The 24,428-nt window shown below is 70.1% G+C and carries 24 protein-coding genes and 1 pseudogene; 16 read left to right on the forward strand and 9 right to left on the reverse strand.

The window, feature by feature from the left end; translation table 11 throughout:
• Positions 1–451: 451 nt before the first annotated feature.
• Positions 452–2,296, reverse strand: coding sequence for an exo-alpha-sialidase (locus J4030_RS05500; RefSeq protein WP_208048207.1), 1,845 nt, complete (start codon positions 2,294–2,296; stop codon positions 452–454).
• Positions 2,297–2,561: 265 nt separating this feature from the next.
• Between J4030_RS05500 and J4030_RS05505 the strand changes: the two genes are divergently transcribed.
• The gene (locus tag J4030_RS05505) at positions 2,562–2,939 is read left to right on the forward strand and encodes an MscL family protein (RefSeq protein WP_208048208.1); all 378 of its coding nucleotides are present in this window, start codon (positions 2,562–2,564) and stop codon (positions 2,937–2,939) included.
• Between the two features lie 256 nt (positions 2,940–3,195).
• Here J4030_RS05505 and J4030_RS05510 read toward each other — a convergent pair whose 3' ends face one another.
• The 3 genes and pseudogenes from J4030_RS05510 to J4030_RS18650 all read right to left on the reverse strand — a co-directional run.
• Positions 3,196–4,563 (reverse strand): chloride channel protein, encoded by a 1,368-nt coding sequence (locus tag J4030_RS05510; protein ID WP_208048209.1) that lies wholly within the window; start codon positions 4,561–4,563, stop codon positions 3,196–3,198.
• A gap of 62 nt (positions 4,564–4,625) precedes the next feature.
• Positions 4,626–4,922 (reverse strand): hypothetical protein, encoded by a 297-nt coding sequence (locus J4030_RS05515; protein WP_243762908.1) that lies wholly within the window; start codon positions 4,920–4,922, stop codon positions 4,626–4,628.
• 19 nt (positions 4,923–4,941) lie between these two features.
• Positions 4,942–5,484, reverse strand: a pseudogene (locus J4030_RS18650) (IclR family transcriptional regulator); the annotation flags it as partial.
• Positions 5,485–5,568: 84 nt separating this feature from the next.
• On the opposite strand from J4030_RS18650, the gene J4030_RS05525 reads away from it, so the two are divergent.
• The 7 genes from J4030_RS05525 (at position 5,569) to J4030_RS05555 (ending at position 13,856) form a co-directional block, all read left to right on the forward strand.
• Positions 5,569–6,363, forward strand: a complete 795-nt coding sequence (locus tag J4030_RS05525; RefSeq protein ID WP_307864576.1) for a crotonase/enoyl-CoA hydratase family protein — start codon at positions 5,569–5,571, stop codon at positions 6,361–6,363.
• Entirely contained in the window at positions 6,360–8,324 is a 1,965-nt protein-coding gene (locus tag J4030_RS05530; protein ID WP_208048211.1) for an acetoacetate--CoA ligase, read from the forward strand. Before J4030_RS05525 ends, J4030_RS05530 begins: the two co-directional genes overlap by 4 nt.
• Positions 8,321–9,265: a 3-hydroxyacyl-CoA dehydrogenase NAD-binding domain-containing protein gene (locus J4030_RS05535; protein ID WP_208048212.1), complete on the forward strand. Its 945-nt coding sequence runs from the start codon at positions 8,321–8,323 to the stop codon at positions 9,263–9,265. The genes J4030_RS05530 and J4030_RS05535 overlap by 4 nt, the downstream gene beginning before the upstream one ends.
• Positions 9,262–10,764, forward strand: a complete 1,503-nt coding sequence (locus J4030_RS05540; RefSeq protein ID WP_208048213.1) for a long-chain fatty acid--CoA ligase — start codon at positions 9,262–9,264, stop codon at positions 10,762–10,764. The genes J4030_RS05535 and J4030_RS05540 overlap by 4 nt, the downstream gene beginning before the upstream one ends.
• A 17-nt stretch (positions 10,765–10,781) precedes the next feature.
• Positions 10,782–11,648 carry an amidohydrolase family protein gene (locus tag J4030_RS05545; protein WP_307864579.1) on the forward strand — a complete coding sequence of 289 codons (867 nt, stop codon included), beginning with the start codon at positions 10,782–10,784 and terminating at the stop codon, positions 11,646–11,648.
• Between the two features lie 20 nt (positions 11,649–11,668).
• Positions 11,669–12,142, forward strand: a complete 474-nt coding sequence (locus tag J4030_RS05550; RefSeq protein ID WP_208048215.1) for a MarR family winged helix-turn-helix transcriptional regulator — start codon at positions 11,669–11,671, stop codon at positions 12,140–12,142.
• 82 nt (positions 12,143–12,224) lie between these two features.
• Positions 12,225–13,856 (forward strand): MFS transporter, encoded by a 1,632-nt coding sequence (locus J4030_RS05555; protein ID WP_208048216.1) that lies wholly within the window; start codon positions 12,225–12,227, stop codon positions 13,854–13,856.
• Positions 13,857–13,863: 7 nt separating this feature from the next.
• Here the strand turns inward: J4030_RS05555 and J4030_RS05560 are convergent, their stop codons facing one another.
• The 3 genes from J4030_RS05560 to J4030_RS05570 are packed head-to-tail and all read right to left on the reverse strand — an operon-like array spanning position 13,864 to position 16,105.
• The gene (locus tag J4030_RS05560) at positions 13,864–14,826 is read right to left on the reverse strand and encodes a PDR/VanB family oxidoreductase (RefSeq protein ID WP_208048217.1); all 963 of its coding nucleotides are present in this window, start codon (positions 14,824–14,826) and stop codon (positions 13,864–13,866) included.
• Complete coding sequence (locus J4030_RS05565) at positions 14,823–15,062, reverse strand: hypothetical protein (protein ID WP_208048218.1); 240 nt, start codon at positions 15,060–15,062, stop codon at positions 14,823–14,825. Before J4030_RS05565 ends, J4030_RS05560 begins: the two co-directional genes overlap by 4 nt.
• A complete protein-coding gene (locus tag J4030_RS05570) occupies positions 15,059–16,105 on the reverse strand; it encodes an aromatic ring-hydroxylating dioxygenase subunit alpha (RefSeq protein ID WP_208048219.1) in 1,047 nt (348 codons plus the stop codon). Before J4030_RS05570 ends, J4030_RS05565 begins: the two co-directional genes overlap by 4 nt.
• 105 nt (positions 16,106–16,210) lie before the next feature.
• Between J4030_RS05570 and J4030_RS05575 the strand changes: the two genes are divergently transcribed.
• Positions 16,211–16,984: an IclR family transcriptional regulator gene (locus J4030_RS05575; RefSeq protein WP_208048220.1), complete on the forward strand. Its 774-nt coding sequence runs from the start codon at positions 16,211–16,213 to the stop codon at positions 16,982–16,984.
• A gap of 14 nt (positions 16,985–16,998) precedes the next feature.
• Here J4030_RS05575 and J4030_RS05580 read toward each other — a convergent pair whose 3' ends face one another.
• Positions 16,999–17,778: an IclR family transcriptional regulator gene (locus J4030_RS05580; RefSeq protein ID WP_208048221.1), complete on the reverse strand. Its 780-nt coding sequence runs from the start codon at positions 17,776–17,778 to the stop codon at positions 16,999–17,001.
• A gap of 70 nt (positions 17,779–17,848) precedes the next feature.
• Here J4030_RS05580 and pcaH point away from each other — a divergent pair, with 70 nt between their 5' ends.
• The 7 genes from pcaH (at position 17,849) to J4030_RS17850 (ending at position 24,021) form a co-directional block, all read left to right on the forward strand.
• On the forward strand, positions 17,849–18,631 hold the full coding sequence (pcaH, locus tag J4030_RS05585; RefSeq protein WP_307864577.1) for a protocatechuate 3,4-dioxygenase subunit beta: 783 nt from the start codon (positions 17,849–17,851) through the stop codon (positions 18,629–18,631).
• The gene (gene pcaG, locus J4030_RS05590; RefSeq protein WP_208048222.1) at positions 18,624–19,172 is read left to right on the forward strand and encodes a protocatechuate 3,4-dioxygenase subunit alpha; all 549 of its coding nucleotides are present in this window, start codon (positions 18,624–18,626) and stop codon (positions 19,170–19,172) included. The genes pcaH and pcaG overlap by 8 nt, the downstream gene beginning before the upstream one ends.
• Entirely contained in the window at positions 19,169–20,380 is a 1,212-nt protein-coding gene (locus tag J4030_RS05595) for a lyase family protein (RefSeq protein WP_208048223.1), read from the forward strand. The genes pcaG and J4030_RS05595 overlap by 4 nt, the downstream gene beginning before the upstream one ends.
• A gap of 24 nt (positions 20,381–20,404) precedes the next feature.
• Entirely contained in the window at positions 20,405–20,782 is a 378-nt protein-coding gene (gene pcaC / locus J4030_RS05600; RefSeq protein ID WP_208048224.1) for a 4-carboxymuconolactone decarboxylase, read from the forward strand.
• 13 nt (positions 20,783–20,795) lie between these two features.
• Positions 20,796–21,980, forward strand: coding sequence for a 4-hydroxybenzoate 3-monooxygenase (locus J4030_RS05605; RefSeq protein WP_208048225.1), 1,185 nt, complete (start codon positions 20,796–20,798; stop codon positions 21,978–21,980).
• A gap of 372 nt (positions 21,981–22,352) precedes the next feature.
• The gene (locus tag J4030_RS05610; RefSeq protein WP_208048226.1) at positions 22,353–23,480 is read left to right on the forward strand and encodes a site-specific integrase; all 1,128 of its coding nucleotides are present in this window, start codon (positions 22,353–22,355) and stop codon (positions 23,478–23,480) included.
• A gap of 232 nt (positions 23,481–23,712) precedes the next feature.
• On the forward strand, positions 23,713–24,021 hold the full coding sequence (locus tag J4030_RS17850) for a hypothetical protein (protein WP_307864578.1): 309 nt from the start codon (positions 23,713–23,715) through the stop codon (positions 24,019–24,021).
• Here J4030_RS17850 and J4030_RS05620 read toward each other — a convergent pair.
• Complete coding sequence (locus tag J4030_RS05620; protein ID WP_208048227.1) at positions 24,018–24,290, reverse strand: hypothetical protein; 273 nt, start codon at positions 24,288–24,290, stop codon at positions 24,018–24,020. The two genes, J4030_RS17850 and J4030_RS05620, sit on opposite strands and share 4 nt — an antisense overlap.
• Between the last annotated feature and the right edge of the window lie 138 nt (positions 24,291–24,428).

A 24,428-nucleotide genomic window follows, 5' to 3' on the forward strand; every position in this document is an offset into this window, starting at 1 on the left:
AGCGTTGCCGGTTTGCAGGCGGCCTGGAGGAGGAACACTGCGGTCGGCTCGCGCTGCCGGGCGTCACCTGCGTGGGTTATCGGCGCTGCGGTCACTTTCCTGCAGCGGCGTACGACGCTCGGCTGGGTTGCTGGCCCTGCGGTCACTTGCCTGCAGCGGCGTACGACGCCCGGGTGGGTTGCTGGTCCTGCGGTCACTTCCCTGCAGCGACGTACGACGCCCGGGTGAGTTATCGGCGCTGCGGTCACTTTCCCGCGCCGGGCGCCCGGCGCCCTCGCCCGGGTGGGTTGTTGGTCCTGCGGTCACTTTCCTGCGCCCGGCGCCCTCGCCCGGGTGGGTTATCGGCGCTGTGGTCACTTTCCCGCGCCCGGAGCGAGCGGTCGGGTGGGTGACATCGAGGTTGCCCCGGGCGGTGCGGACCGCCCGGGGCAACCTCGCGGGTAAGAGACCCTCAGCTCGTGGCCGGGTCCGACCAGGGCTCGACCCCGACCCGTGTCGAGGTCGAGGACCCGTCCGGTGTCGTGCCGGTCACCCGCACCTGCGGCGCGAAGCCGTTCGCGACGTCCGCCGCCGTCAGGGTGTGGGTGGCCGTGCACTTGTAGCTCTGGCCGGGGGTGAGCGCCGAGTAGTGGCACACTCCGAGCCCATCCAGACCTCCGGTGAGGGTGACGTCGTTCGCCGTGGTGTTGCCCGAGTTGCGCACCCGGATCGCGTACGAGACGACATCGCCCGGCAGCCCCGGCGCTCCCCCGGCGTCGAGGTGGTCCAGGACGACGGTGCCGTCGAGCTTCGGCCGCGCGGGCGCCGACGGTGCCGCCTGCACGTGCAGCGTGGTGATCGTGCTGGAGCGCCGGCCCGCACTGGTGTAGGCGAACGTCAGGTCCTGGTCGCCGAACGCGGTCCGCGGCACCCGGAACCCGACGTTGACGCGGGCAGGGCGCCCCGGCTGGATGCGGGGCACGGACACCTGGGTGACGTCCCACCCGGTGGGACCGCTCACCCGCAGGGTGCCTTTGGCGAGTGCCGAGGCCTGCTGGTCGGTCACCGTCGCGGTGACGGTGCCCGCAGTGCCCGCCCTGACCGAGTCCGGCGCCTTCACCGAGATCGGCGCGCACACCCCCTTCAACCAGTCCAGGCCGAAGGAGGTGTAGGTGATCTTCTGATAGCCGTCGCGCTCGTAGAGCAGCCCGAACCGGCCGTTGCTCTGGCGGGTCAGCGTGGAGTAGCCGGCGCTGTCGGGGTCGACCACGCGGGAGACCGGCCAGGTGCGCCCGCTGTCGCAGGACATCCGGACCGTGAGGTTGCGCCGCAGCGTGGGGTCGTCGTTGTTGACGAAGAGCAGTTGCCGCGAACGGGGGTCGCTACGCGGAGCGTCCGGAGAGACCCGGATGATCGAGCCGTTGTCCGCGGGGTCGACCAGCGCCGGATCCGCCTGCGGGGTGGAGTAGGTGACGCCGCCGTCGTGAGAGATGGCCACCAGACGGCGCGGCGTGGCGCGTGAGTTCAGCATGACGCTGCCGTCCGACAGCTCGACCGTCTTGTTCTCGTCCATGCCCGGACCCACCGGACGCCCCATCTTCCAGGTGGCGCCGTGGTCGTCGCTGTACGCGGTGGCCGCGTAGTTCTGCCCGGAGATGCGCACGAGGTACTGCTGCAGGAGCCGGCCGGCGTACGGGCCGTGCCGCAGCTGGATGCCCTGGCCGGACGCCGCGAACAGTCCGGACCAGGCCGGGTTCTTGATCTGAGAGGTGATCCGGCGGGAGGTCCAGGTGAGGCCGTCGTCGTCGGAGTAGCTGTAGTCGGTCTGCAAGATGTTCGGGTCGGTCTCGCTGTTGCCCGTCCCACTGCCGCCGAAGCCCTGGTTGACGCCCGCGGCGTAGAACACGAAGATCCGTCCGGTCTCGTGGTCGACCAGCAGGCTGGGGTCGCCGAATCCGGCGGGCGCGGGCGCCTGCCGGACGATCTGCTGCTGGGTCCAGGTGCGGCCTTGATCGGTGCTGCGCCGCACCAGGATGGTGATGTGGCTCGGCAGATCGGCGATCGTGGGACGCCCGTCGTACGCCGCGAGCAGTGTGCCCTTGGTCGTGGAGGTGAGCGCCGGGATCCGGTACTGCGGGTAACCGCCCTGGCCCCGGACCGCCAGATCGGTCAGGCGCAGGGCGGGCGCGCCGCTCGCCTCCCCGGGCGCGGATGCGCCGAATCCGTCCGCGTGCGCGGGGCCGGCACTGACCAAGCCGGCGCCGAGCGTTACGGCGGCGACCATCGGTACGGCGAGGGCATGAGTACGAGCAAGCATCGGGTCTCCTGACATCAGACGTCTGACGTCAGAACTCTGCACCACAATGTGTAGGACGTCAATGGTCCGTCCAGGATCGACACCGCCCCGTGGGCGTCGGCGCACCGTGTCGCCAGGACCGTCGGCCATCCCTCCGCGGACTCCTCGAGGTGGGGTCGGGGATCAATAGCGCAGGGAAAGTTCTTGTTGCCCCCGTGACTCGTGTGGCGATATCGTCGATGACGGATTCATGCAGGAATCGTCCATCCGGATAAAGGGGACTGACATGCAGGGTTTCAAAGACTTCATCATGCGCGGGAATCTCGTCGAACTCGCCGTCGCTTTCGTCATCGCCACTGCCTTCGCCAAAGTAGTCGCTGCATTGGTCGTCGTGATCATGGACATCGTCGGGAAGATCGGCGGCTCCCCCAGTTTCTCGTCTTACACGCCGCACGGGATCCACATCGGCGACTTCCTCACCGCGCTCATCGGCTTCGTCCTCCTGGCGGCGGTGGTCTACTTCTTCGTCGTCGTGCCCTACAACAAGGCGACCGAGCTGGCTAAGAGCCGCCGCAAGGGCGGCGTCGAGATCGAAGCCGACCCGACCGAGCTCGACCTGCTGGTGCAGATCCGCGACGAGTTGCGCACGCGGCCCCGCGCCTGATCGCCGCTACATGAATGCGCCGCCGGGCGCTGCCGGTCTCTGTTGCGAACGGTGAGCAGTGGGACACGTCGGATAGGACGTGTCCCACTGTCCGTTTCGGGTCCGCAGCACGCGGACTTTCTCCAAGAAATATCCGCCCGAGAACAATATCGATCGCTATTGGCTTAGGACGCCGCGCGAAGCCGACGTTTTACCTGCGTTCGACATGCAAGCCCCATTGCGCCGAAAGCCGACGTCGGCCCGGAGCAGGTGCGCACTAGACCCGGGCCGGGGCGGTGAGCCGCGCGGAGTAGATCGAGTACCCGTCGATCCAGCGGGTGACCGCCGTCGCGATGACCGTGGCGACGATCATCGGCACCATCAGCCCGAATCCGCCGTGCGTGAGTTCGAGCAGCAGCGCCAGCGCGGCGAGGGGAGCCTGCATCCCCGCGCCGACCATCGCGGCCGCGCCGATCAGCGCGTACGCACCGACCGGCGATCCGGGCCACAGGTCGCTCCACAGGATGCCGAGCGCGGCACCCAGGGCGGCCCCCGTACTGAGAACGGGGGTGAACAGACCACCCGACGCCCCGCTGCCCAGGCACAGCAACGTCACCAGCGGCTTGAGCACCGCGAGCGCGACGAACAAGGCGAGCGATCCACCACCGACGAGCCCGAGGCGGGCGATGTCGGAACCGTTTCCGTAGAGCAGTGGATAGCGCAGCGCCAGCACACCGAGCACGGCGAACGCCGCGAGCGGGGCGATGAGCATCCATCGCCCGGTGACGCGATAGTGCGACACGATCCCGATCAGCCGCACGTACCCCGCGGCGAGGACCCCGACGACAGGCCCGAGCAGCAGAGCCCAGACCAGCAGCCGCGGGTCGTACGCGAACTGTGGGATGCCCAGGTACGTCGCGTGGTCCGGCAGGCCCACCCACGCCGTGACCGTGGCCACCCCCGCGCAGGTCAGGGCCGGCAGCACGATCGGCAGATTGACCGCGCCCACCAACACCTCGGCGGTGAAGAGCGCACCACCGAGCGGCACGTTGTAGACGCACGCGAATCCCGCACCGGCGCCGCAGGCCACCAGCAGGCGCAGCTGTGCCGGGGTGAGCCCGAACCACCCGGCGACCACGTTGCCCGACACCGCGCCCATCAGCTTGGGCGCCGCCTCGCGGCCGAGGGACGCACCGAGCCCGACGACGATCTCCGAGAGCACCGACGTACCGAGGCTGCGGCGTACCGACAGACGACCCTCTCCGGTCCAGAGCACGTCGTCGACCTCGGACTTGCGGCCGGGCGTGAAGCGGCGCAGCAGGTACCACCCGACCCCGGCGATGACCCCGGCGACCAGCAGCGGCAGCAGCCGGTGCCAGGGACTCGCGGCGGCGACCTTCGCGGCGAAGTCGCCGAAATCCCTCGCGCCGAATGCGATTCGCGACACCCCGCGCAGCAGCGCCATCAGCAGGTCGCCGATCAGACCGGTCAGCACACCGGTGAGGACGATGGCGCCCCAGAACCGCAGGGTCAGCGCCGCGTCGCCGTCGTGGGTGACGTTGGGCTGCAGCATCGCGCCGCGGCCCGACGGCAGGCGCCGCTTCAGCAGTGGCGGCGGTATCCGCTCGCGCTCACCGGATCTCATCGCAGGTTCACCCTAGCCACGCGGTCCTTCACCGGAACGAAGCGTGCTGCTGCAACGTCTCGCTATCCTGCGGCGCGCTGGCCCGCCGCGACCAGGTCGAGGGCGATGTCGGTGATCATGTCCTCCTGGCCGCCGACGAGCTTGCGGGCACCGACCTCGGTGAGGATCGAGCGGACGTCCACGCCGTACCGCTGCGAGGCGGTCTCTGCGTGCCGAAGGAAGCTGGAGTAGACCCCGGCGTACCCCAGCGTGAGGGTGTCGCGGTCGACCCGGACCGGGCGGTCCTGCAGTGGTCGGACCAGGTCGTCGGCGGCGTCCTGCAGGGCGAACAGATCGCTGCCGTACGTCGGTGGGCGCATGCGCGAGAAGGGCTTTGCCGATCGCGGTCGCGTGCAACGGCATTCGGCCACCGAGTCGAGACGGTGACCGCGCCTGGCGGTGACCACCGAGCTTCGCCACATAGACGACCTCGAGGCCCTCGCGGACCCCCAGGTGCACCGTCTCGTGGGTGCGTTCGTAGAGGTCCTCCAGGAACGGGGTGGCGACCTCGATGAGCCCTCGCTCGATCGAGGCGCGCATGCCGAGCTCGAAGAGTCTGCCGCCGAGGTGGTAGAGGCCGTCGTGCTGGTCGATCAGTCGCAACTCCAGCAGTTCCGCGAGCAGGCGGTGCAGGGTCGACTTGGGCAGGCCCGTGCGGCGTTGCAACTCCACGTACCGGACGCCGTGGTCCTCCACCCGGAACGCCTCGAGGACGGTGACGGCCCGGCTGAGGCGACCGTCGCCGCGCTCGTCGATCGGTGTCGAACGCACGCAGCACCCCTTCCGATCCGGACGCGAACAGCCGCTGGAACCCGCGGGTGCCGACCGGTCCGATCGTATCGACCACCCACACGCGACCCGGGCCAGCGCGTTCGTGCGCACCGACGTTCGCCATTGTCGAGAGCGCTCTTATCTGGTCTAATCGTCAGGAAACCTGCCGATTGGCCATTCACCCTGGAGGCGCCCGTGCCGGACCAGACACCGCCCGATCTGCCGCCCTCGCTGGTCCTCTCCCGGCATGGGAAGGTCGCCGTCCTCACCCTCAATCGACCGGCCAAGCGCAACGCGCTGGACGACGCGACGGTGCTGGGAATCGAACGGTTCTTCAGCAACGTTCCCGAGGATGTCGCGTGCGTGGTCATCGCGGCCGAGGGCGACCACTTCAGCGCGGGACTCGACCTGTCGGAGATGGCCGAACGCGACACGATCGCCGGCGTGCGGCACTCGCGGATGTGGCACCGCGCGTTCGAGTTGATCGAGTTCGGTCCGGTGCCGGTCGTGTGCGCGCTCAAGGGCGCCGTCGTCGGCGGCGGCCTCGAACTCGCCGCTGCGACCCATCTGCGCGTCGCCGAACGCTCCACCTTCTACGCGCTGCCCGAGGGCATGCGCGGCCTCTTCGTCGGTGGCGGTGCCTCCGTCCGCCTGCCGCGGCTCATCGGCGTGGCGCGGATGGCCGACCTGATGCTCACCGGTCGCCGGTACGACGCGCAGGAGGGTGCGGCGGTCGGCCTGTCCCAATACGTCGTCGAGGACGGCGCCGGTCTCGACGAGGCGCTGCGCCTCGCCGCCCGGATCGCCGACAACGCACCGCAGAGCAACTACGCCGTCATCCAGGCACTCCCCCGTATCGCCGAATCGGGCCGCCACGAGGGCTATCTCATGGAAGCCATGATGGCCGCGATCGCGCAGGGCACCGACGATGCGAAGGGCCGGATGCAGGACTTCCTGCAGGGCCGCGCCGCGAAGGTGACCGACCGATGAGCGTGCGCACCGGCGACGTGCTGTGGCAGCCGCCGGCCGACATCCTGCAGACCAGCGAGGTCGGCCGCTTCCTCGCGTGGCTGGGCACGCACCGCGACGTCGACCTGCGGGACCACGATGCCCTGTGGCGGTGGTCCGTGGCGGATCTCGAGGACTTCTGGTCCGCGGTCTGGGAGTTCTTCGAGGTCCACGACCACGGCGCGCGCACGTCGGTCCTCGCCGATCGTGTGATGCCCGGTGCGCGATGGTTCACCGGGTCGCTGCTCAACTACACCGAGCACGCGCTGCGCGGCGCCGGAGCGAAGGACTCCGCGGTGGCGATCCGCGGCCGGTCCCAGACGCGCGCGGACCACGACCTGACGTGGGGCGAGTTGCGCGACCAGGTCGCTCGCGCCGCACGGGTCCTCACCGACCTGGGCGTGGGCCCCGGCGATCGGGTCGCCGGTTATCTGCCCAACTGCCCGGAGGCCGTGGTCGCCTTCCTCGCGACCGCCGCCCTGGGCGCCGTGTGGTCCAGCTGCGCGATCGAGTTCGGCCCGCGCAGCGTGGTCGACCGGTTCGGGCAGATCGAGCCGGTCGTCCTCTTCGCCGCGGGCGGATACCGCTACGGCACCAAGGACGTCGACCGCCGCGACGAGCTGGACGCGATCACCGCGGACCTGCCGACGGTGCGGCACGTCGTCGACATCGAGTACGGCGCCTGGCGGGTCGACGGCGCGACCTCCTGGCCGGCGTCCCTCGCCGCCGCCGAGCCGCTCACTCAGGTGGTGCCGGTGCCGTTCGATCACCCGTTGGTGGTGCTGTTCTCCTCCGGCACGACGGGCCGGCCCAAGGCGATCGTGCACGGCCACGGGGGAATCGTCCTGGAGCACCTCAAGAACCACGCGCTGTCCTGGGACCTGCGTCGCGGCGATGTCATCCAGTGGTACTCGACGACCGCCTGGATGATGTGGAACGCGCTGGTGTCCGGCCTGCTCGTCGGCGCCGGCATCGTCACGATCGACGGCGACCCGGCGCACCCCGACCTGAGGTGGCAGTGGCAACTGGCGCAGGAGGCCGGGGCCACGCTCATGGGAGCGAGCCCCGGTTTCATCATGGCGTGCCGGTCCGCCGGGGTCGACCTGCGCGGGCTCGACCTGCGGATCCGGGTGGTCGGCTCCGCGGGGTCGCCGCTCCCGCCGGAGGGCTACGCCTGGATCGGCGACCAGCTCGGTCCGCGGGTGCAGCTCAACGTCGGCAGCGGAGGCACCGACGTGTGCAGCGGGCTGGTGCAGAACAACCCGCTGCTGCCGGTGCGCGCGGGGATGATCTCCGGGCGGGCGCTCGCGGTCGACGTCCATGCGTACGACGACGCGGGCACCGAGGTGACCGGCGAGCCGGGTGAGCTCGTGGTGACCTCGCCGATGCCGTCGATGCCGGTGGGCCTGTGGGGCGACGTGGACGGATCGCGGCTCCGGGCAACGTATTTCGACCGATTCCCCGGCGTGTGGCAGCACGGCGACTGGATCGTCTTCGAGCCCGACGGCAGCTGCGTCGTCACCGGTCGCAGCGACGCCACGCTCAACCGCGGCGGGGTGCGTCTGGGCACCGCCGAGTTCTACCGCGTGGTCGAGGAGCTGCCGGGCGTCGCCGACAGCCTCGTCGTGCACCTCGAGGATCCCCAGGGCGGCAACGGCGAGCTGATCCTGTTCGTCACCCCGTCCGCGGGCATCGAAGTGGACGACGCCCTGATCGCGATCCTGCGCACCGCACTGCGGACGTCGCTGTCGCCCCGGCATGTGCCCGATCGCGTCGTCGGCGTCCCCGCGATCCCGCGCAACCTCACCGGCAAGAAGCTCGAGCTGCCGGTCAAGCGGATCCTGCAAGGGGTGGAGCCGTCGCAGGTGGTGAGCCGGGACGCGCTCGCCGACCCGGCATCGCTGGATCCGTTCATCGCCCTGGCACCGGAGGGGGCCCGATGAGGAGCGACCTGTCCCCCGTCGCCGTCATCGGAGCGGGCGCGATCGGCGGCAGCTGGGCCGCGCTCGCGCTGTCACGCGGCCTCGTCGTGCACGCCGCCGACCCCGCACCCGGCGCGGAGGATGCGTTGTGCGCGGCGGTCGCGGACCACCTCACCGAACTGGACGGCGCGCCCGAGGCGCTCGACCGCCTGCACTTCGCCACCGACCCGGCCGCCGCGGCCGCGGTCGCGGCGTTCGTCATCGAGTGCGGCCCGGAGCGGGTGGAGATGAAGCGCGAGCTGTTCGCAGCGCTCGACGAAGCCACCGCGTCGGACGTCGTCCTCGCGAGCAGCTCCTCGGGCATCGGCCCGTCCGCATTCCAGGACGCCTGCCGGCACCCCGAGCGGGTGGTGGTCGCGCACCCGTTCAACCCGCCCCACCTGGTGCCGCTGGTGGAGGTGGTGGGCGGCCGGCTCACCTCACCCGAGACGGTGGACGCCACGATGACCGCGATGCGTGCGCTCGGGCGCAGCCCCGTGCACGTGCGCGCCGAGCTGCCCGGCCACGTGGTGAACCGGCTGCAGGCGGCGCTCTGGCGGGAGGCCTACGACCTCGTACGCCGCGGCGCGATCTCCGTGGCCGACCTGGACCGTGCGGTCGCGTCGGGCCCGGGCCTGCGGTGGGCGCTGCTCGGCCCGATCGCCACCCAGCATCTCTCGGGCGGTCCGGAAGGGCTGGCGCACGTGCTGGCACATCTCGGACCGCCGATGGTCGACTGGTGGGCCGACCTCGGGGACCCCGAACTCACACCGGAGCTGACCGCGCAGCTGGTCGCCGGCGTGACCGAGGAACTCGGCGGACACGAGCGGGAGGTACGCGCCCGGCGCGACCGGGGCCTGCGGGAGCTGCTCGCCACCAAGGAGCGCCTGGGCCTGACCGCCGTCGGGGAGGACACGCCGTGAAGGACCAGGGCCTGGGCTCGTGGACCGGGCGGCGCGCCCGGATGACCCCCGACCGACCCGCGCTCGTCCAGGACGGCCGCGCCGCGACGTACGCCGAGTTGCACCGGGCGAGCACCCGCCTTGCGCACGGCCTGTCGGACCGCGGGATCACCCGCGGTGACCGGGTGGCGTTCCTCGGCCTCAACAGCGTCGAGATGGTCCTCGCGATGTTCGCCACCGCGAAGCTGGGCGGTGTCTTCGTGCCGGTGAACACCCGGCTGGCGACCCCGGAGCTGGCCTACGTGCTGAGCCACAGCGGAGCCCGACTGCTGCTGGTCGAGGACGCGCTCGCCGCTGGGGTCGCCGCACCGGAGATCGGCGAACTCGCCCTGGACGTCGTGCCGTTCGCGCGCAACGGCGGCGGCGGCCTCGACGCGCTGCGCGGCCCGGACGCCGGTGAGATCGACGAGGTCATCGCCCTCGACGACCTCTTCATGATCCAGTACACCTCCGGCACCAGCGGTCGCCCGAAAGGTGTGATGCTGACCCACGGGAACGTCGTGTGGAACGTCTACAACCTGCTGGTCGACATCGACCTCGGCAGTGACGAGGTGGCCCTCGTGACCGCGCCGCTCTTCCACACGGCAGCGCTCAACCAGGTCCTCTTCCCGACGATCCTCAAGGGTGGGACGGCGTTGCTCGAGGCCCGTTTCGACCCCGTCGCGGCGATCGACACGATCGAACGCGAGCGCGTGACACTGCTGTTCGGGGTGACCTCCATGTACCTCGCGCTGGCGTCGGCGCCGCGTTTCCGTGAGGCGGACCTGGCCAGCCTGCACCTGGCGCTCAGCGGCGGGGCCCCGATCCCGGAGTCGTTGCTGCACACCTGGCTGGACCGAGGACTGATGATCGTGCAGGGCTACGGCCTGACCGAGGCCTCCCCGGGTGCCACGATGCTCCGGGCCGCGGACGGCGTCCGCAAACTCGGGACCGCGGGCACCGCATGCTTCTTCGCCGACGTGCGGGTGGTCGTCGGTGACGACGACGTGCCCGCGGGTGAACCCGGCGAGGTGCTCGTGAGCGGACCGAACGTGAGCCCCGGCTACTGGCAGGATCCGCAGGCCACGCAGGCGGCGTTCACCGACGAGTGGCTGCACACGGGCGACGTCGCCACGGCGGACCAGGAGGGTTACCTGCGCATCGTCGACCGGATCAAGGACATGTACATCTCCGGCGGCGAGAACGTCTACCCGGCCGAGGTCGAGCAGGCGCTGCACGAGCACCCGCAGGTCGCCGAGTGCGCGGTCGTCGGGGTGCCCGACGAGAGGTGGGGCGAGGTCGGGCGCGCGTTCGTGGTGACCCGCCCGGGCGCGCAGCTGTCGCAAGCCGACGTCCTCGCCCATCTGGACGGGCGGCTCGCCCGGTACAAGCGGCCCGCAACGGTCGTCTTCCTGGACGAACTGCCGCACAACGCCTCCGGCAAACTGATCAAATCCCGACTGAGAGAGACCACCCGATGACCCGCTACGAGCCCGCCATCGACCTGGACGCGATCACCGCGCTCGACGTCCACGTGCACGTCGAGTCCGACGGTCACGGCCACTTCGCCCTGGACGACGAGCTGCTCGACGCGTCCGCGGCGTACTTCAAGGCCGGCGAGAGCCGCACCCCCTCGGTGCAGGACCTGGCACGCCGCTACCGAGACGCCGGGATGGCGGCCGTCGTCTTCACCGTCGACGCGACCACGGCTACCGGCCACCCCGCGATCTCGAGCGAGGAGATCGCCGAGGCCGCGGCCGAGCACGCCGACGTGCTCGTGCCGTTCGGCTCGGTGGACCCGCACCAGGGAGCGGCGGCAGTCGAACGGGCGCGCCACCTCGTGCGCGAGTACGGCGTTCGCGGGTTCAAGTTCCACCCGAGCCTGCAGGCCTTCTCCCCCGACGACCCGGTGTTCCAGCCACTCTGGGGAGCGCTGGAGCAGCTCGGCGTGCCGGCGCTCTTCCACACCGGGCAGAACGGGATCGGTGCCGGACTCCCGGGCGGGCGCGGGATCAAGCTGCGCTACTCTAACCCGCTGCTGCTCGACGACGTGGCGGCCGACTTCCCCGGGCTGACGGTGATCCTGGCGCACCCGTCCGTGCCCTGGCAGGCCGAGGCGATCTCGATGGCGACCCACAAGGCCAACGTCTACATCGACCTGTCCGGATGGCGGCCGAAGTACTTCCCACCCGAGCTGGTGCGGGCCGCCGGCGGACTGCTGCGCCGCAAGGTGCTCTTCGGCAGCGACTACCCCCTGATCGCGCCGGAGCGGTGGCTCACCGACTTCGAGGACCTAGGCATCGATCCGGCCCACCACTCCGGCATCCTCAAGGACAACGCCGCCCACGTCCTGGGGCTGCGCTGACGCTCCCTAACATGGCGCTCATGGAGAACGAGGGGGCGCGAGGCGACAGCGCCCCGCGGACGGCGCCGCCGACCCTGCTCTATCTGATGAAGCAGGTCGAGCTGTCGGTCCGTTCCGCACTGGACGACCTCGCCCGACCCGAGGGGCTCACGGCGCTGCAGTACACGGCGCTCACCGTGCTCGAACGTCACCCCGACCTCACCGCGGCACACCTGGCCCGGCTCTCGTTCGTGACCGCCCAGAGCACGGCCGACATGGTGAGCACCCTGCTCGACCGGGAACTGATCGAACGGCACCGCGACCCCCGCGACCGGCGGCGCCTGGTGATGGCCCTCACCCGCCGCGGCCGGCTCGTCCTGGATCGGATGCGGCCACAGGTCACCGCGCTCGAGGAGCGCATGCTCGGGCAGGCAAGCGCCGCCGAGGCGACGGCGCTGCGCCACACGCTCGAGCTGTGCCGACAGGCTCTGCACGAGGACACGCCCGTCGACTGAGCGTCCAGCGTACGGCGTCGGGCTCCGACAAATTGATCAGGAAACCTGTACATATCGGGTGTCCTTGTGCTTTGCTCGCCCGATGACTACATCCGCAGCATCGGAGCCCCGTGGCGGCCTTCCGACGTTGACGAGCGGCACGCTGCTCGCCTCGGTCTTCGCCTGTTTCGTCGCCCAGATCGGGCTGAGCATCCCCGCGGTCATCAACGGCTACATCAACAAGGACCTCGGCACGACGTCCACCCAGCTGACCTGGGTGTCCGACGCGTTCCTCGTCCCGGTGACGCTGTTCGAGCTGACCTTCGGGGTGGTCGGCGACCTGTTCGGCCGCAAGCGGCTGCTCGCCACGGGTGCGGCCCTGGTGGTCGTGGGCGGGCTCATCGCCTTCGTCACCCCGTCCGGAGGCGTCGGCATCCTGCTGACCGGTCAGGTCATCGCCGGGCTCGGCGCCGCGGCGATCTTCCCCACGTCGGTGGCGATGATCGCGGCGGGCACCCACACCGTGCGCGACCGCGCCCACTCCATCTCGATCTGGGCAGCCGCACTCACCGCGGGTGGGTTCATGTCCCCCGTGATCGGCGGCGTCCTGGCCCGGATCCACCACTCCGGCAGCCCGGAGGCCAGCTGGCGCTACGCCTTCCTCGCGATGGCGATCCTCGCCGCGCTGAGCGTCGCGATCACGGTGGCGGTCGCCCAGAACTCCTTGGCGCCGGAGGGCCGCTCGCTGGACTGGCCCGGCCAGATCACCATCGCCGTGGCGCTCTTCGCGCTGCTGTACGCCGTGATCCAGGGGGCCGAGGACGGCTGGGGAAGCCTCACCGTCATCGGCGGGTTCGTCGTGGCCGTGGTGTTCCTCGTGCTCTTCGTCCTCGTGGAACGACGGGTCGACAAGCCGCTGCTGCAACTCGATCTCTTCAGCAACCGGATGTTCACCATCTCCGCGGTCGTGACGGTGCTCGGCATGTTCGCCTACCTCGGCACGGCGTACGACACCAGCATCCGGCTGTCGGCGATCCAGGAGTACACGCCGCTCAAGACCTCGATCGGCTTCGTGCTGCTCAACATCATGGGCGTGATCCTCTTCCCGGTCAGCAGCAGGATGCTGCAGCGGTTCAACCCCGGCTGGGTGCTCGCCGGCGGCATGGGGCTCATCGGGATCGGCGACCTGGTGCTCGCGGCGATCCCGGCCACCAACCTGTCCATCGCCGCGGTCGCCGTGCCGCTGCTGGTCGTCGGTGCGGGCTTCAAGACGGCGGTCACGGCCATCACCGTGGTAGCCGTCAACAGCGTGCCGACCCAGAAGGCTGGGATGGCCAGTGGCGCCACGAGCATGCTGCGCGACTTCGGCCTGACTCTCGGCCCGGCAATCATCGGAGCCATCGCGCTGACGAACGCTGCCAACGCGATCCAGGCCAAGGTCGCGTCCTCGCCGACCCTGGGCAAGGCGGTCGAACAGTTCAACGCATCGCCGGTGCCGCCGCCGGTCAAGGGTGCCGTCAATTCCGGCCCGCTCGGCGCCAACGCGATCCCGAATCCGCCGAACCCACTGAAGGACACTGCCTTCCACGCGCTGTCACACGCCTATTCGATCGGCTACCTGGTCTGCGGCATCGCGGCACTGGTCGCTGCGGCGATCGCGGCGGTGATGATCGGCGGGCGCCAGCACGAGCACGCGTTCGTCAGCGCGCCGGAGCCCGAGCTCGTCGTCGACTGAGCGAGTCTCAGAGTTCGAGGACCAGCCGAGGGCACTTCGCGCGCGACACGCACACGAACATCACGTCGTGGGCGTCCTGCTCCTGCGGAGTGAGCAGGGAGTCACGATGGTCGACGACGCCCTCGAGCACCCCGGTCTCACAGGTGCCGCAGGTGCCCTCGGTGCACGACGACAGGATCGGCACGTCGGCCTCCTCCAGCACCTGCAGGATCGACTTGTCGGCCGGGACGGTCAACACCTTGCCCGACTCGGACAGCTCGACCTCGAATTCGCTGGCATCGCCCTGAAGTTCGAGCGCCTTCGGAGCGAAGCGCTCCGTCCGCAGCGTCCCAAGGCGGTCGGTGCAGCGCTGCTCGACGGCGGCCAGGAGGGGCTCCGGACCGCAGCAGTAGACGAGCGCGCCCTCGATCTCCGTGTCTCCCAACAGGGCATCCAGGTCGATCAGCCCGACCTCGTCCTGCGGCGCGAGGCGCACCCGCTCGCCGTACCGCTCGACGAGTGTGCCGGCGTACGCCATCGACTCGCGCGTGCGTCCGCCGTAGGTCAGGGTCCAGTCCGCGCCGGCGGCCTCCGCAGCGGCCACCATCGGGATGAGGGGGGTGATGCCGATCCCGCCGGCGATGAACACGTAGCGCGCCGCGGGTGCCAACTCGAAGTGGTTGCGCGGGCCTCGCACCTGCACGTCCGTGCCGGCGGTGACGCTGTCGTGCAGGTACGCCGAGCCGCCGCGGCCGTCCGGCTCCCGCAGGACGGCGATCGTCCACGAGGTGCGGTCGGCCGGGTCGCCGCACAGCGAGTACTGGCGCACGTGGTCGGGCGTCACGACGTCGATGTGGGCGCCGGCGCTCCAGGGCGGCAGGTCCGTGCCGTCCGCCCGGCGCAGGATGACTTCGAGCACTCCGGTGGCCGGCGTCGCGACGCGTTCCACCACCAGGTCAAGGGCCTCCTCCTGCCCGTCCGCGTTCCTCATGCCGGCTCCAGGACCTGCGGCCGGCCGGCCGTCGGGGGCCCCCCACCCGAGCCGGACGAATGCCCGTCGGGATGCTCCAGCAGCCAGGTCCACAACGTGATCGGGTCCTCCGACTCGTGCGACTCGCCGCACCAGCAGTAGCCGACGAGGATGTCGGTATTGAGTTTGGACACCACCCGGAAGACGTGCTCGCCGCGCAGCATGCGCGCCGGTGTCAGATCGACGTCGGCTGTCATGCCGTCACAGCCTCGCCCTGCGTGAGCTGCCTGGCGATGATGCGTCGCGCGGCGAGGCCGCCTGTGTCGATGTTGATCGACAGCTCCTGATAGTGGTCCTTCTCGCCCTCGACGACGACCTCGAGCACGTCCAGCGCCTCGACGTCCTGCAGCACCACCGTGCGGTTGCTCTCGGCCAGGAAGTCCGAGACGCCCTGATCCTCGAGCGCGAAGTCGCGCGCCACCATCCAGAAATCGTGGGTCGAGTGCTCGGTCTCCGGAGTGATCGCGTAGACCACCTCGACGTGGAACGCCGGCTCGTCCCGTCCGTCCTCCGTCGGATCCGGCGTCCCCACCGGAGCGACCCGGCTGTGCAGCAGGTAGAGACACGGCGGGTGGTACTCGATGTCCTGCCACCGGGTGATCCGCCCCTCGATGCCGGTCGAGGTGGCGTAGAACGGCGGGCACGCCGCGTCGTCCATGTGGCGGCTGACGTAGATCACCTGCGCCTCGTCGTCCACCTCCGTCGTGATCGGCGTCTCGGCCACCTCCGGGGTGCCGATGTAGCCGCCGTGCAGGTAGGTCTCGTGCGAGAGGTCCATCAGGTTGTCCACGAGGAGTCCGTAGCGCGCCTTCAGCGGCTCCAGCCCGCGCACCGTCGTGTACTCGGGCGAGTCCAGCCACGGCGCACGCGGAATCGTCGATTCGTCGGCCCGTTCCTGCTCGCCGATCCAGACCCACACCAGCGAGTCCTGCTCGACCAGGTGGAAGGCGGGGACCCGCGCGGTGCGTGGGATGCGCTTCTGGCCGGGCGCTGCGAGGCAGGTGCCGGTGCGGTCGTAGGTGAAACCGTGGTAGCCGCAGATGACGTTGTCGTCGACGAGATGGCTCTTGGACAGCGGGAACCGGCGGTGCACGCAGCGGTCGGCCAGCGCGACCGCCTCCCCGTCGGAGGTCCGGTAGAAGACCATCGGCTCGGCACAGATGGTGCGGGCCATCAGCTCGCCGGTCACCTCGGCGGAGTACGCCGCGACGTACCACTGGTTGCGGGGCCAACTGGGCATGGGAACCTCCGGAGCTCGAGAACAGGGACTGCCCTCACCATGACCTGGGTCACACCGCGGGCGCTGTAGCGTTTCCGCCAGCCGGAAGACCGAGTGAGGAGACCGATGGAACCGCAGCGGTCCCTCAGCACCCGGACCATGGACGTGCTCGCGGCGTTCACCGCGGACGACCCCCACCTGGCGCTGTCCGACATCAGCCGTCGCGCGCGCCTGTCGCTCACCACGACACATCGCATCGTCGCCGATCTCACGGCGTGGGGAGCACTGGAGCGAGCTCCCGACGGAAGGTACGGCGTGGGCCTGCGGCTCTTCGAGGCAGCCGCGCTGGCGCCGCGGGGACCCGCGCTGCGCGAGGTCGCGCTGCCCTATCTCGAGGATCTGTACGAGGCCACCCACGAGAACGTGCAACTCGCCGTCCGCGAGGGCCTGGAGGTGGTCTACATCGAACGCATCGCCGGTCGCGACGCGGTGCCGGTCCTGACCAGGGTGGGCGGCCGGTTCGCGCTGCACGCCACCGGAGTGGGCCTGGTCCTTCTCGCGTTCGCTCCGCGGGACGTGCAGGAGCAGGTGCTGAGCGGACCGCTCACGACCTGGACGACGCGGACCATCAGCGATCCGGCGATCTTGCGCACCACGCTCGCGGGCGTGCGACGTGGCGACCATGCGGTGAGCCGCGGGCAGGTGACGCTGGATGCGCTGTCGGTCGCGTGCCCGATCCGTGGAGCCGACGACGAGGTCGTCGCCGCGATCTCCGTGGTCGTGCAGGTCGACACCGATCCGCGAGGACTCCTGCCGGCGCTGCGGGCAGCCAGTCGCAGCATCTCCCGAGCGCTGGGCTCCCCCCGGGCGCGCCGGTCGGTCGCCCGTCCTCGGGACTGAGCGGAGGCCTGAACTCAGTCGACGCGCGAGCGCCGATGCGGCGCCCGCAGCGAGCGCCCGATCCCCTGCGCGGCGACCTGCAGGGCTGTCACCAGGCGTGCCCGGTCCCGACGCAGATCGGCGACCACCACACCGAGCGCGGCGACGACCGTCTCCCCGTCGGCGGCGCGGATCGGCACCGCGGCCGAGCAGGCGCCGAGCGTCATCTCCTCGGAGGTCGTGGCGTACCCGTCGCGGCGTACGCGGTCCAGCTGCCGGCGCATCTGCGCCGCCGACGTGACGGTGTACGGCGTCACCCTGGCCAGCGACGCCAGCGCCTCCTCCTGGATATTGGTGGGCGCGTACGCGAACAACACCTTGCCCACTCCCGTGGAGTGCAACGGCAGGCGGGAGCCGACGGTGCTCACGACCGGCACCGAGGCGTTGCCGGAGATCCGTTCCAGATACAACACCTGGGCCCGGTCCCTGATCGCCAGATGCACGGTGGCGCGGGTGGCCGCGTGCAGGTCGGTGAGGAAGGGCGAGGCGGTCTGCCGCAGCCCGGTCTGCACCGGCGCGAGCAGTCCGATGTCCCACAGCCGCCGGCCGATCACGTACTCCCCCGACGTACGACGCGTCAGCGCACCGCCGTCGACCAGCTCGGAGGCGATCCGGTACGTCGTCGGCACCGGCAGCCGGGCACGGCGTGCCAGCCGGGTCAACGAGAGGCTGCGGTGGTCCTCGTCGAACGCGGACAGGACAGCGAGCGCCCGGGAGACGACGGACGCACCCGGCGTCGAGGTGTTGCCGGCCATCGACTTTTCCTTTCACTCAGTGGAAGCCTAGCCTCGACGTGACGCGCGCCACTCCCCTACCGTCCTGAGGGTGAGCACTTCACCCGCATCCCCGGCGAACGCACCGGCGAGTCAGCGGACCATCTCCGCCGAGATCGAGCAGCTCCGAGCCGCGTGGACCGACGGTGACGCGCAGCCGCTGATCGACTATCCGCCGTACCGCAGCTCCGTGCTGCGGCACCCGACCAAGGCGCTGCATCCCGCCGACCCGGAGGGCGCCGAGTTGGTCGCTCCGGTCTTCGGCCACTCCGACGTCGACCCGCTGGAGGCGGACCTGACGATCCAGGACCGCGGCGAACCCATCGGTGAGCGGATGCTGGTCACCGGCCGCGTCCTCGACGGCGAGGGCCGCCCGGTGCGCCACCAGCTCGTGGAGATCTGGCAGGCCAATGCGGCCGGGCGCTACGTGCACCAGCGCGACCAGCACCACGCGCCGCTCGACCCGCACTTCACCGGCACCGGGCGCTGCCTGACCGACGCGGACGGCGTCTACCGGTTCGTCACGATCAAGCCCGGGCCCTACCCGTGGCGCAACCACCACAACGCCTGGCGCCCGGCCCACATCCACTTCTCGCTGTTCGGCACCGACTTCACCCAGCGGCTGATCACCCAGATGTACTTCCCGGGCGACCCGCTCTTCGACCTGGATCCGATCTACCAGTCGATCACCGACCCGGCCGCGCGCGACCGCCTCCTCGCGACCTACGACCACGACTTGTCCGAGCACGAGTGGCAACTGGGCTACCGGTGGGACATCGTGCTGACCGGCGGCCATTCGACACCGATGGAGCACCCGGAGGAGCACGATGCCTGAGCTCGACCCGACACCGGGCCAGACGATCGGCCCGTTCTTCGCCTACGCCCTGCCGTACGACCGCGACTACGAGCTCGTCCGACCCACGACGACCGGCGCAGTCCGGCTGCACGGCACTGTCTACGACGGCGCCGGCTCACCGGTGCCCGACGCCCTCCTGGAGATCCGCCAGGCCGACGGCGCCGGTGCGGTGCCGACGGTGGAGGGGTCGATCCGGCGCGACGGCACGGCGTTCACCGGCTGGGGACGCTGCCAGACCGACTCCGCCGGGCGGTACTCGTTCACGACGATCGCGCCGGGCGGCGACTCCGCGCCGTTCGTCGCCGTCGTCGTCTTCGCGCGGGGGCTGCTGCACCGGCTGTTCACCCGGGCGTACCTCCCGGAAGCGAGCGCGTCGTCCAGTCCCTTTCTGGCATCACTGGAGCCGCGCATTCGCGAGCGCCTGATCGCCGTCCGCGACGACGACGGGGGCCTGCTCTTCGACATCCACCTGCAGGGAGAGCTGGAGACGCCGTTCCTGACGTTCCCGGGTGAGGCATGAGCGAGCAAGGGCTGCTCACGCCGGGGTCGTTCCGGGCGGCCGGCACCGTCGACGATCGCGCGGTCGCCGACGCGATGGTCCGGGTGGAGCTCGCCTGGGTGCGGGCGCTGGCGCACGTCGGGGCCGTCGACGCGGACCGGGCCGACCGGATCCTCGCCTCCTGCGCCGACTGGACACCCGACCTCGCCGCGATCGGCGCCGCGACGGAGGCAGCGGGCAACCCGGTCGTGCCGCTGCTCACGGCACTGCGGGAGCAGCTGGCGCCGGCCGATGCCGCCGTCATCCACCGAGGACTGACCAGCCAGGACGTGCTCGACACCGCCCTGATCCTGCTGAGTGCGGACGCGCTCACCCGGGTGCGCGCCGACCTGGGGGCGGCGTGCGCGGCCCTCGCCCGGCTGGCCGACGCGCACCGCGGCAGCGTGATGGCCGGACGGACCCTGACCCAGTACGCCGTGCCGATCACGTTCGGGCTCAAGGCCGCCCAATGGCTGGCCGCGCTGCTCGAGGCGTCCGACGAGATCAGTGCGATCCTGGCCACCCTGCCGGTCCAGTGCGGCGGCGCGGCGGGGACTCTGTCCCTCGCGGGCGAACTGACAGCCGACCCTGTTGCCCTGGCGGAGGCGCTCGCCGGCGAGCTGGGGCTCACCTGGCCCGGGCTGCCGTGGCACACCGAACGCCGAGCGGTCACGCGCATCGGCGACGCACTCGTCGCGACGTGCGACGCGCTCGGGCACCTCGGCGCCGACGTCGCCACCTTGTCCCGCCCCGAGATCGGCGAACTGCGCGAGGCCGCCGTGGCAGGTCGCGGCGGCTCCTCGACGATGCCGCACAAGCAGAACCCGATCCTCAGCGTGCTGATCCGTTCGGCCGCGATGCAGGCCCCCCAGCTCGGCGCCCAACTGCACCTGGCCGCTGCCCTCGCCGTCGACGAACGCCCCGACGGCGCCTGGCACAGCGAGTGGTCGGCGCTGCGCCGACTGCTCGAGCTCACCGTCACCGCCGCCTCACAAGCCGCGGAGCTCGCGGCGGGCCTGCAGGTCGATGTCGACCGGATGCGGGCACGGGCCACTGGCGCGGCGGCCGACCTGCTCGCCGAGCGGGGCACCGACGGCGACGGCGACCCCGCGGCGTACCTCGGCGTGTCCCAGACCTTCGTCGACACGGTCCTGGCACGGCTGCCGGGCGGCGGACCCGACCATGCCTGACCCCGACACCACAGGAGCACAGCGATGACCGACGACCCCTACGACGCCGGGATGGCGGTGCGACGCAGCGTCCTCGGAGACGCGCACGTCGACCGTGCCGAAGCCCGCACGGACGATTTCACGCGGGACTTCCAGGAGCTGATCACCCGCTATGCGTGGGGCAGCGTCTGGACCCGGCCGGGCCTGGACCGTCGCTCCCGCAGCATCGCCACGCTCACCGCGCTCATCGCGCGCGGTCACTGGGACGAGTTCGAGATGCACGTGCGAGCCGCGCGTACCAACGGCCTGAGCGTCGAGGAGATCGGCGAGGTCATCCTTCAGTCCGCGATCTACTGCGGCGTGCCCGCCGCCAACCACGGGTTCGCGCTGGCCTCCACGGTGCTGCGGGAGACCGACCAGTGAGCGCGGGGGCCCGATGACGCGCCCGGTGACCCGCACCCAGGTCGGCATCGTGGGGGCAGGGCCGGCCGGCCTCATGCTCGCCCACCTCCTGCACCGGGCCGGCGTCGACAGCGTCGCGGTGGACTCCCGGTCCCGCACCGAGATCGAGCAGACCCACCGCGCCGGGATCCTCGAGCGGGACAGCGTGCGGCTGCTCGTCGACTCCGGCGTGTCCGACCGGGTCCTGCGCGAGGGGTATCAGCACGAGGGAATCGCGTTGCGCTTCAACGGCGTCAGCCACCGGATCGACTTCGAGAAGTTGGTGGGATCTTCGGTCTGGCTCTATCCGCAGACCGACGTCTTCATGGATCTGGCGGACGCACGGGCCCGGGACGGAGGCGACGTGCGGTTCGGAGTCACCGACACCCGGGTGGTCGACACCACCGGCGATCGTCCCGGCATCCTGTGCACCGACGCCGACGGACTCGAGCAGGAGATCCGCTGCGACATCCTGGTCGGCGCGGACGGCTCCCGCAGCATGACCCGGCACGAGATCCCCGATCGCCGGCAGTACTACCGCGAATACCCGTTCGCCTGGTTCGGGATCCTGTGCGAGGCGCCGCCGTCGGCCCCCGAGCTGATCTACACCCGGTCCGAGCGCGGCTTCGCCCTCATCTCCCAGCGCACCGACGCCATCCAGCGGATGTACTTCCAGTGCCCGCCGGACGAGCAGGTCGAGGACTGGTCATCGGACCGTATCTGGGAGGAGCTGCAGTCCCGGGTCGCCGGCGAGGACGGCTTCCAGCTGAAGGAGGGCCGCATCCTGGAGAAATCGGTGCTGCCCTTCCGCTCCTTCGTGTGCGAACCGATGCGATACGGAAACCTGCTGCTCGCCGGGGACGCCGCCCACACGGTGCCGCCGACCGGAGCCAAGGGACTCAACCTGGCACTCGCCGACGTCCGGGTGCTCGCCGAGGTGCTGCAGCAGGTGATCGTGGAGGGACGACGTGAGGCCCTGGACGACTACACGTCCCGCGCCTTGAACCGGGTGTGGAAGGCCCAGCACTTCTCGTACTGGATGACCACCATGCTCCATGCGTCCGACGACGCCGGCGAGTTCGACGTACGCCGGCAGCTCGGTGAGCTCGAGACCCTCACCGGCTCCGAGCACGGCGCGGCGTACCTCGCCGAGGCCTACACCGGCTGGCCGCACGGCTGATCCGGGGCGGCGCGACCGAGCTCGCCAGGCATGCCAAAGGGCCTCTGACGTGCATCGCTGCACATCAGAGGCCCTTGTCGCTCCCCCGATTGGACTCGAACCAACATGTTGGCTTGTTGGACATTTGCGGCCAGGAGTGGCCATAAATGCCTCTGACCTGCAGAAATAGGCATATGCACCGCACCTCCAACTGTCTCGGATGGGCCACAAACGGTCACTAAACGCCATACGATCCGATGCATGAACGCTGCAAGTCGGATGCCCAGGACCAGTCCGCGACGTCGGTTCGGGCAGATAAAGCGCATGCGCTCCGGACGCTGGCAAGCCCGCTACGCGGTCCCGCTTGACCACCCGTCAGGACGGGGCGGACAAATGATCACCGGCCCCCACACCTTTGAGCCGGGCACTTACGGCAGGGAGGCAGCCGGCGACTGGCTCCGAGACGAAGAACGACGCCTGCACGTTGAAGGCGCGACCTGGGCCACACTCGCCGAACACGCCGCCGCCCGGAGCGAACTGGCCCAACTAGAACGCGTCATCACGTTCGGGGAGTTCGCCACGACTTGGCTACGAACGCGCCGGACTAAGACGGGACCGTTGGAAGACTCGACCCGACGCGCCTATCGAATCTGGCTGAACAAGTACTTGCTCCCGACCCTGGGTCCGCTTCCGCTTGACGTTCTGACACCCAGTGTCATTCTGCACTGGTACGAGGAGGAGCTCCCGCACGATAAAGCAAAGACCACCCGGGAGTGTTACGCGCTCGGGTCGGCCATCATGAGCACCGCGACCGCAGCCGACGGAGTGCTGGCCGGGGCAGTGAACCCGTTCAAGATCGACGGGGCCGGCTCGATCGGCTCCCGATCGAAGGCCCGGACCGAGATCGTCGACGACAACGACCTGACCTACATCATGGCCACGATCCGGCCCGAGTGGCGGGCCATGGTGGCGCTTGCGCTGGGGTGCGGGCTGCGGTTCGGCGAGATCATCGCGCTACGCCGCTCAGACGTGGACCTCAAGAACCCCGCTCCGGTCGTCCACGTACATCGAGCTGTCGGGACTGGGGCCGGCGGGCGACGCTACGAGAAGCCTCCCAAGAGCGCCGCAGGTATCCGCGACCAACGGATCCCTGACCCAGTGGTCGTCGTCCTCAGCCAGCACCTGCACACGTTCATCACCGGCCAGAACGGGTTATTGTTCCCCGCACCCTCGGGGGGCTGGCTCTCTGAGACCCGTTTTCGAAAGGCGGCTGGGGGATGGATCGCCGTCCGTGACGCGGTCGGTCGTTCGGTTAACTTCCACGACCTCCGAGCAACCGGCGCGACCCGCCTCGCACAACGCGGGGCGACCGTTGCGGAAGTAAAACTATTTCTCGGCGACTCTTCTACGCAGGCGGCCGAGCGATACGTTCGAACGACCCAGAGCCGAATGGACGACCTAACAGCTGCGGCGTTCGCCAGCATCGACTTCGGGACGGATCGAAGCGCCGGGCCCATTTAGGACCCATGCAGTGCACTGGGTGGAACCGGGTCAAGTGAGGGTGCTACAAACCAACAAGACGATAGCCGTGGCGAGCGGCAATGGTGGAGCGCCCAGTGCTCGCGCGGTGGTCACGCTGTATTCCCGGCGAATCGGAAGACATCGGCAAGGACTGGGCCGACCCCGCAGCACTGACCCAGTTCGGCGACCGCGACCCACGGAGCCCTGGACATGGTCGGGGCCCCCTCGCACCGTGACCGGACGCAGTTGGGGCGGTTGCATCGAAGTTCTCCAGTGGATCTTGACCGCGGGCCGCTTCCCGACCGACCCCGCTGTCGTCGACGGCGGGGTGCTTCTCCTGGAGGCCAGTGACGAGGTCATTCCCGCGCAGGAATTCGGTTGGATCCTGCGATCTCTCGGAGAACGCGGTTTGTTGGCGGCCGCCAGTGCGGTCTTGGTTGGTCGGCCCCCGGTATCTACATCGGACAAGCACCGGTCCGCCGCGCAAAGGTCAGCCCACCGCGCCGAACAACGTAGTTCCCCGGGTCTTGGAACTCGCTAGGCCCCGCCGCGCCACACTTTCGTTGCAGGCTCCACCGCGTCACTGATCTGAACGCCGGCGCGGCGCAGCAACTGCACCAACTCCCACCGGCCCAAACTCCAGAAGTAAAAGTCACTGCCGTCTGCGGCGGTGAAGGCGACTCCGACGCCCATCAGCAATCTCCGAACCAGGTAGACCCGCCTTAGCTCGTCAAAACGGGCGTCCAACTGCCGAGCACCAAAGAATCTGCCAAGCACGCATAAACGCATCGACACCATGGTGTCTGTCACCTCAACCACCGCTAGCGGCCACGTGACATTGACCCTCGCCCACTCCCCCGGGACATTGCCTGCCCCCACCACCCTCCGAGGCAAATCATCATTCTTAGACGTAGAGACACCATCGACTGACCGGCCGCGGCCCATCAC

The sequence above is a fragment of the Allobranchiibius sp. CTAmp26 genome (genome assembly GCF_017565405.1).
Classification (GTDB): domain Bacteria; phylum Actinomycetota; class Actinomycetes; order Actinomycetales; family Dermatophilaceae; genus Allobranchiibius.

Bases quoted from the DNA above. Each gene is read 5' to 3' on its own strand.
- J4030_RS05500 (WP_208048207.1), bottom strand. From the start codon at position 2,296: ATGCTTGCTCGTACTCATGCCCTCGCCGTACCGATGGTCGCCGCCGTA.
- J4030_RS05505 (WP_208048208.1), top strand. From the start codon at position 2,562: ATGCAGGGTTTCAAAGACTTCATCATGCGCGGGAATCTCGTCGAACTC.
- J4030_RS05510 (WP_208048209.1), bottom strand. From the start codon at position 4,563: ATGAGATCCGGTGAGCGCGAGCGGATACCGCCGCCACTGCTGAAGCGG.
- J4030_RS05515 (WP_243762908.1), bottom strand. From the start codon at position 4,922: ATGCGCCCACCGACGTACGGCAGCGATCTGTTCGCCCTGCAGGACGCC.
- J4030_RS05530 (WP_208048211.1), top strand. From the start codon at position 6,360: ATGAGCGTGCGCACCGGCGACGTGCTGTGGCAGCCGCCGGCCGACATC.
- J4030_RS05535 (WP_208048212.1), top strand. From the start codon at position 8,321: ATGAGGAGCGACCTGTCCCCCGTCGCCGTCATCGGAGCGGGCGCGATC.
- J4030_RS05550 (WP_208048215.1), top strand. From the start codon at position 11,669: ATGGAGAACGAGGGGGCGCGAGGCGACAGCGCCCCGCGGACGGCGCCG.
- J4030_RS05555 (WP_208048216.1), top strand. From the start codon at position 12,225: ATGACTACATCCGCAGCATCGGAGCCCCGTGGCGGCCTTCCGACGTTG.
- J4030_RS05560 (WP_208048217.1), bottom strand. From the start codon at position 14,826: ATGAGGAACGCGGACGGGCAGGAGGAGGCCCTTGACCTGGTGGTGGAA.
- J4030_RS05565 (WP_208048218.1), bottom strand. From the start codon at position 15,062: ATGACAGCCGACGTCGATCTGACACCGGCGCGCATGCTGCGCGGCGAG.
- J4030_RS05570 (WP_208048219.1), bottom strand. From the start codon at position 16,105: ATGCCCAGTTGGCCCCGCAACCAGTGGTACGTCGCGGCGTACTCCGCC.
- J4030_RS05575 (WP_208048220.1), top strand. From the start codon at position 16,211: ATGGAACCGCAGCGGTCCCTCAGCACCCGGACCATGGACGTGCTCGCG.
- J4030_RS05580 (WP_208048221.1), bottom strand. From the start codon at position 17,778: ATGGCCGGCAACACCTCGACGCCGGGTGCGTCCGTCGTCTCCCGGGCG.
- pcaG (WP_208048222.1), top strand. From the start codon at position 18,624: ATGCCTGAGCTCGACCCGACACCGGGCCAGACGATCGGCCCGTTCTTC.
- J4030_RS05595 (WP_208048223.1), top strand. From the start codon at position 19,169: ATGAGCGAGCAAGGGCTGCTCACGCCGGGGTCGTTCCGGGCGGCCGGC.
- pcaC (WP_208048224.1), top strand. From the start codon at position 20,405: ATGACCGACGACCCCTACGACGCCGGGATGGCGGTGCGACGCAGCGTC.
- J4030_RS05605 (WP_208048225.1), top strand. From the start codon at position 20,796: ATGACGCGCCCGGTGACCCGCACCCAGGTCGGCATCGTGGGGGCAGGG.
- J4030_RS05610 (WP_208048226.1), top strand. From the start codon at position 22,353: ATGATCACCGGCCCCCACACCTTTGAGCCGGGCACTTACGGCAGGGAG.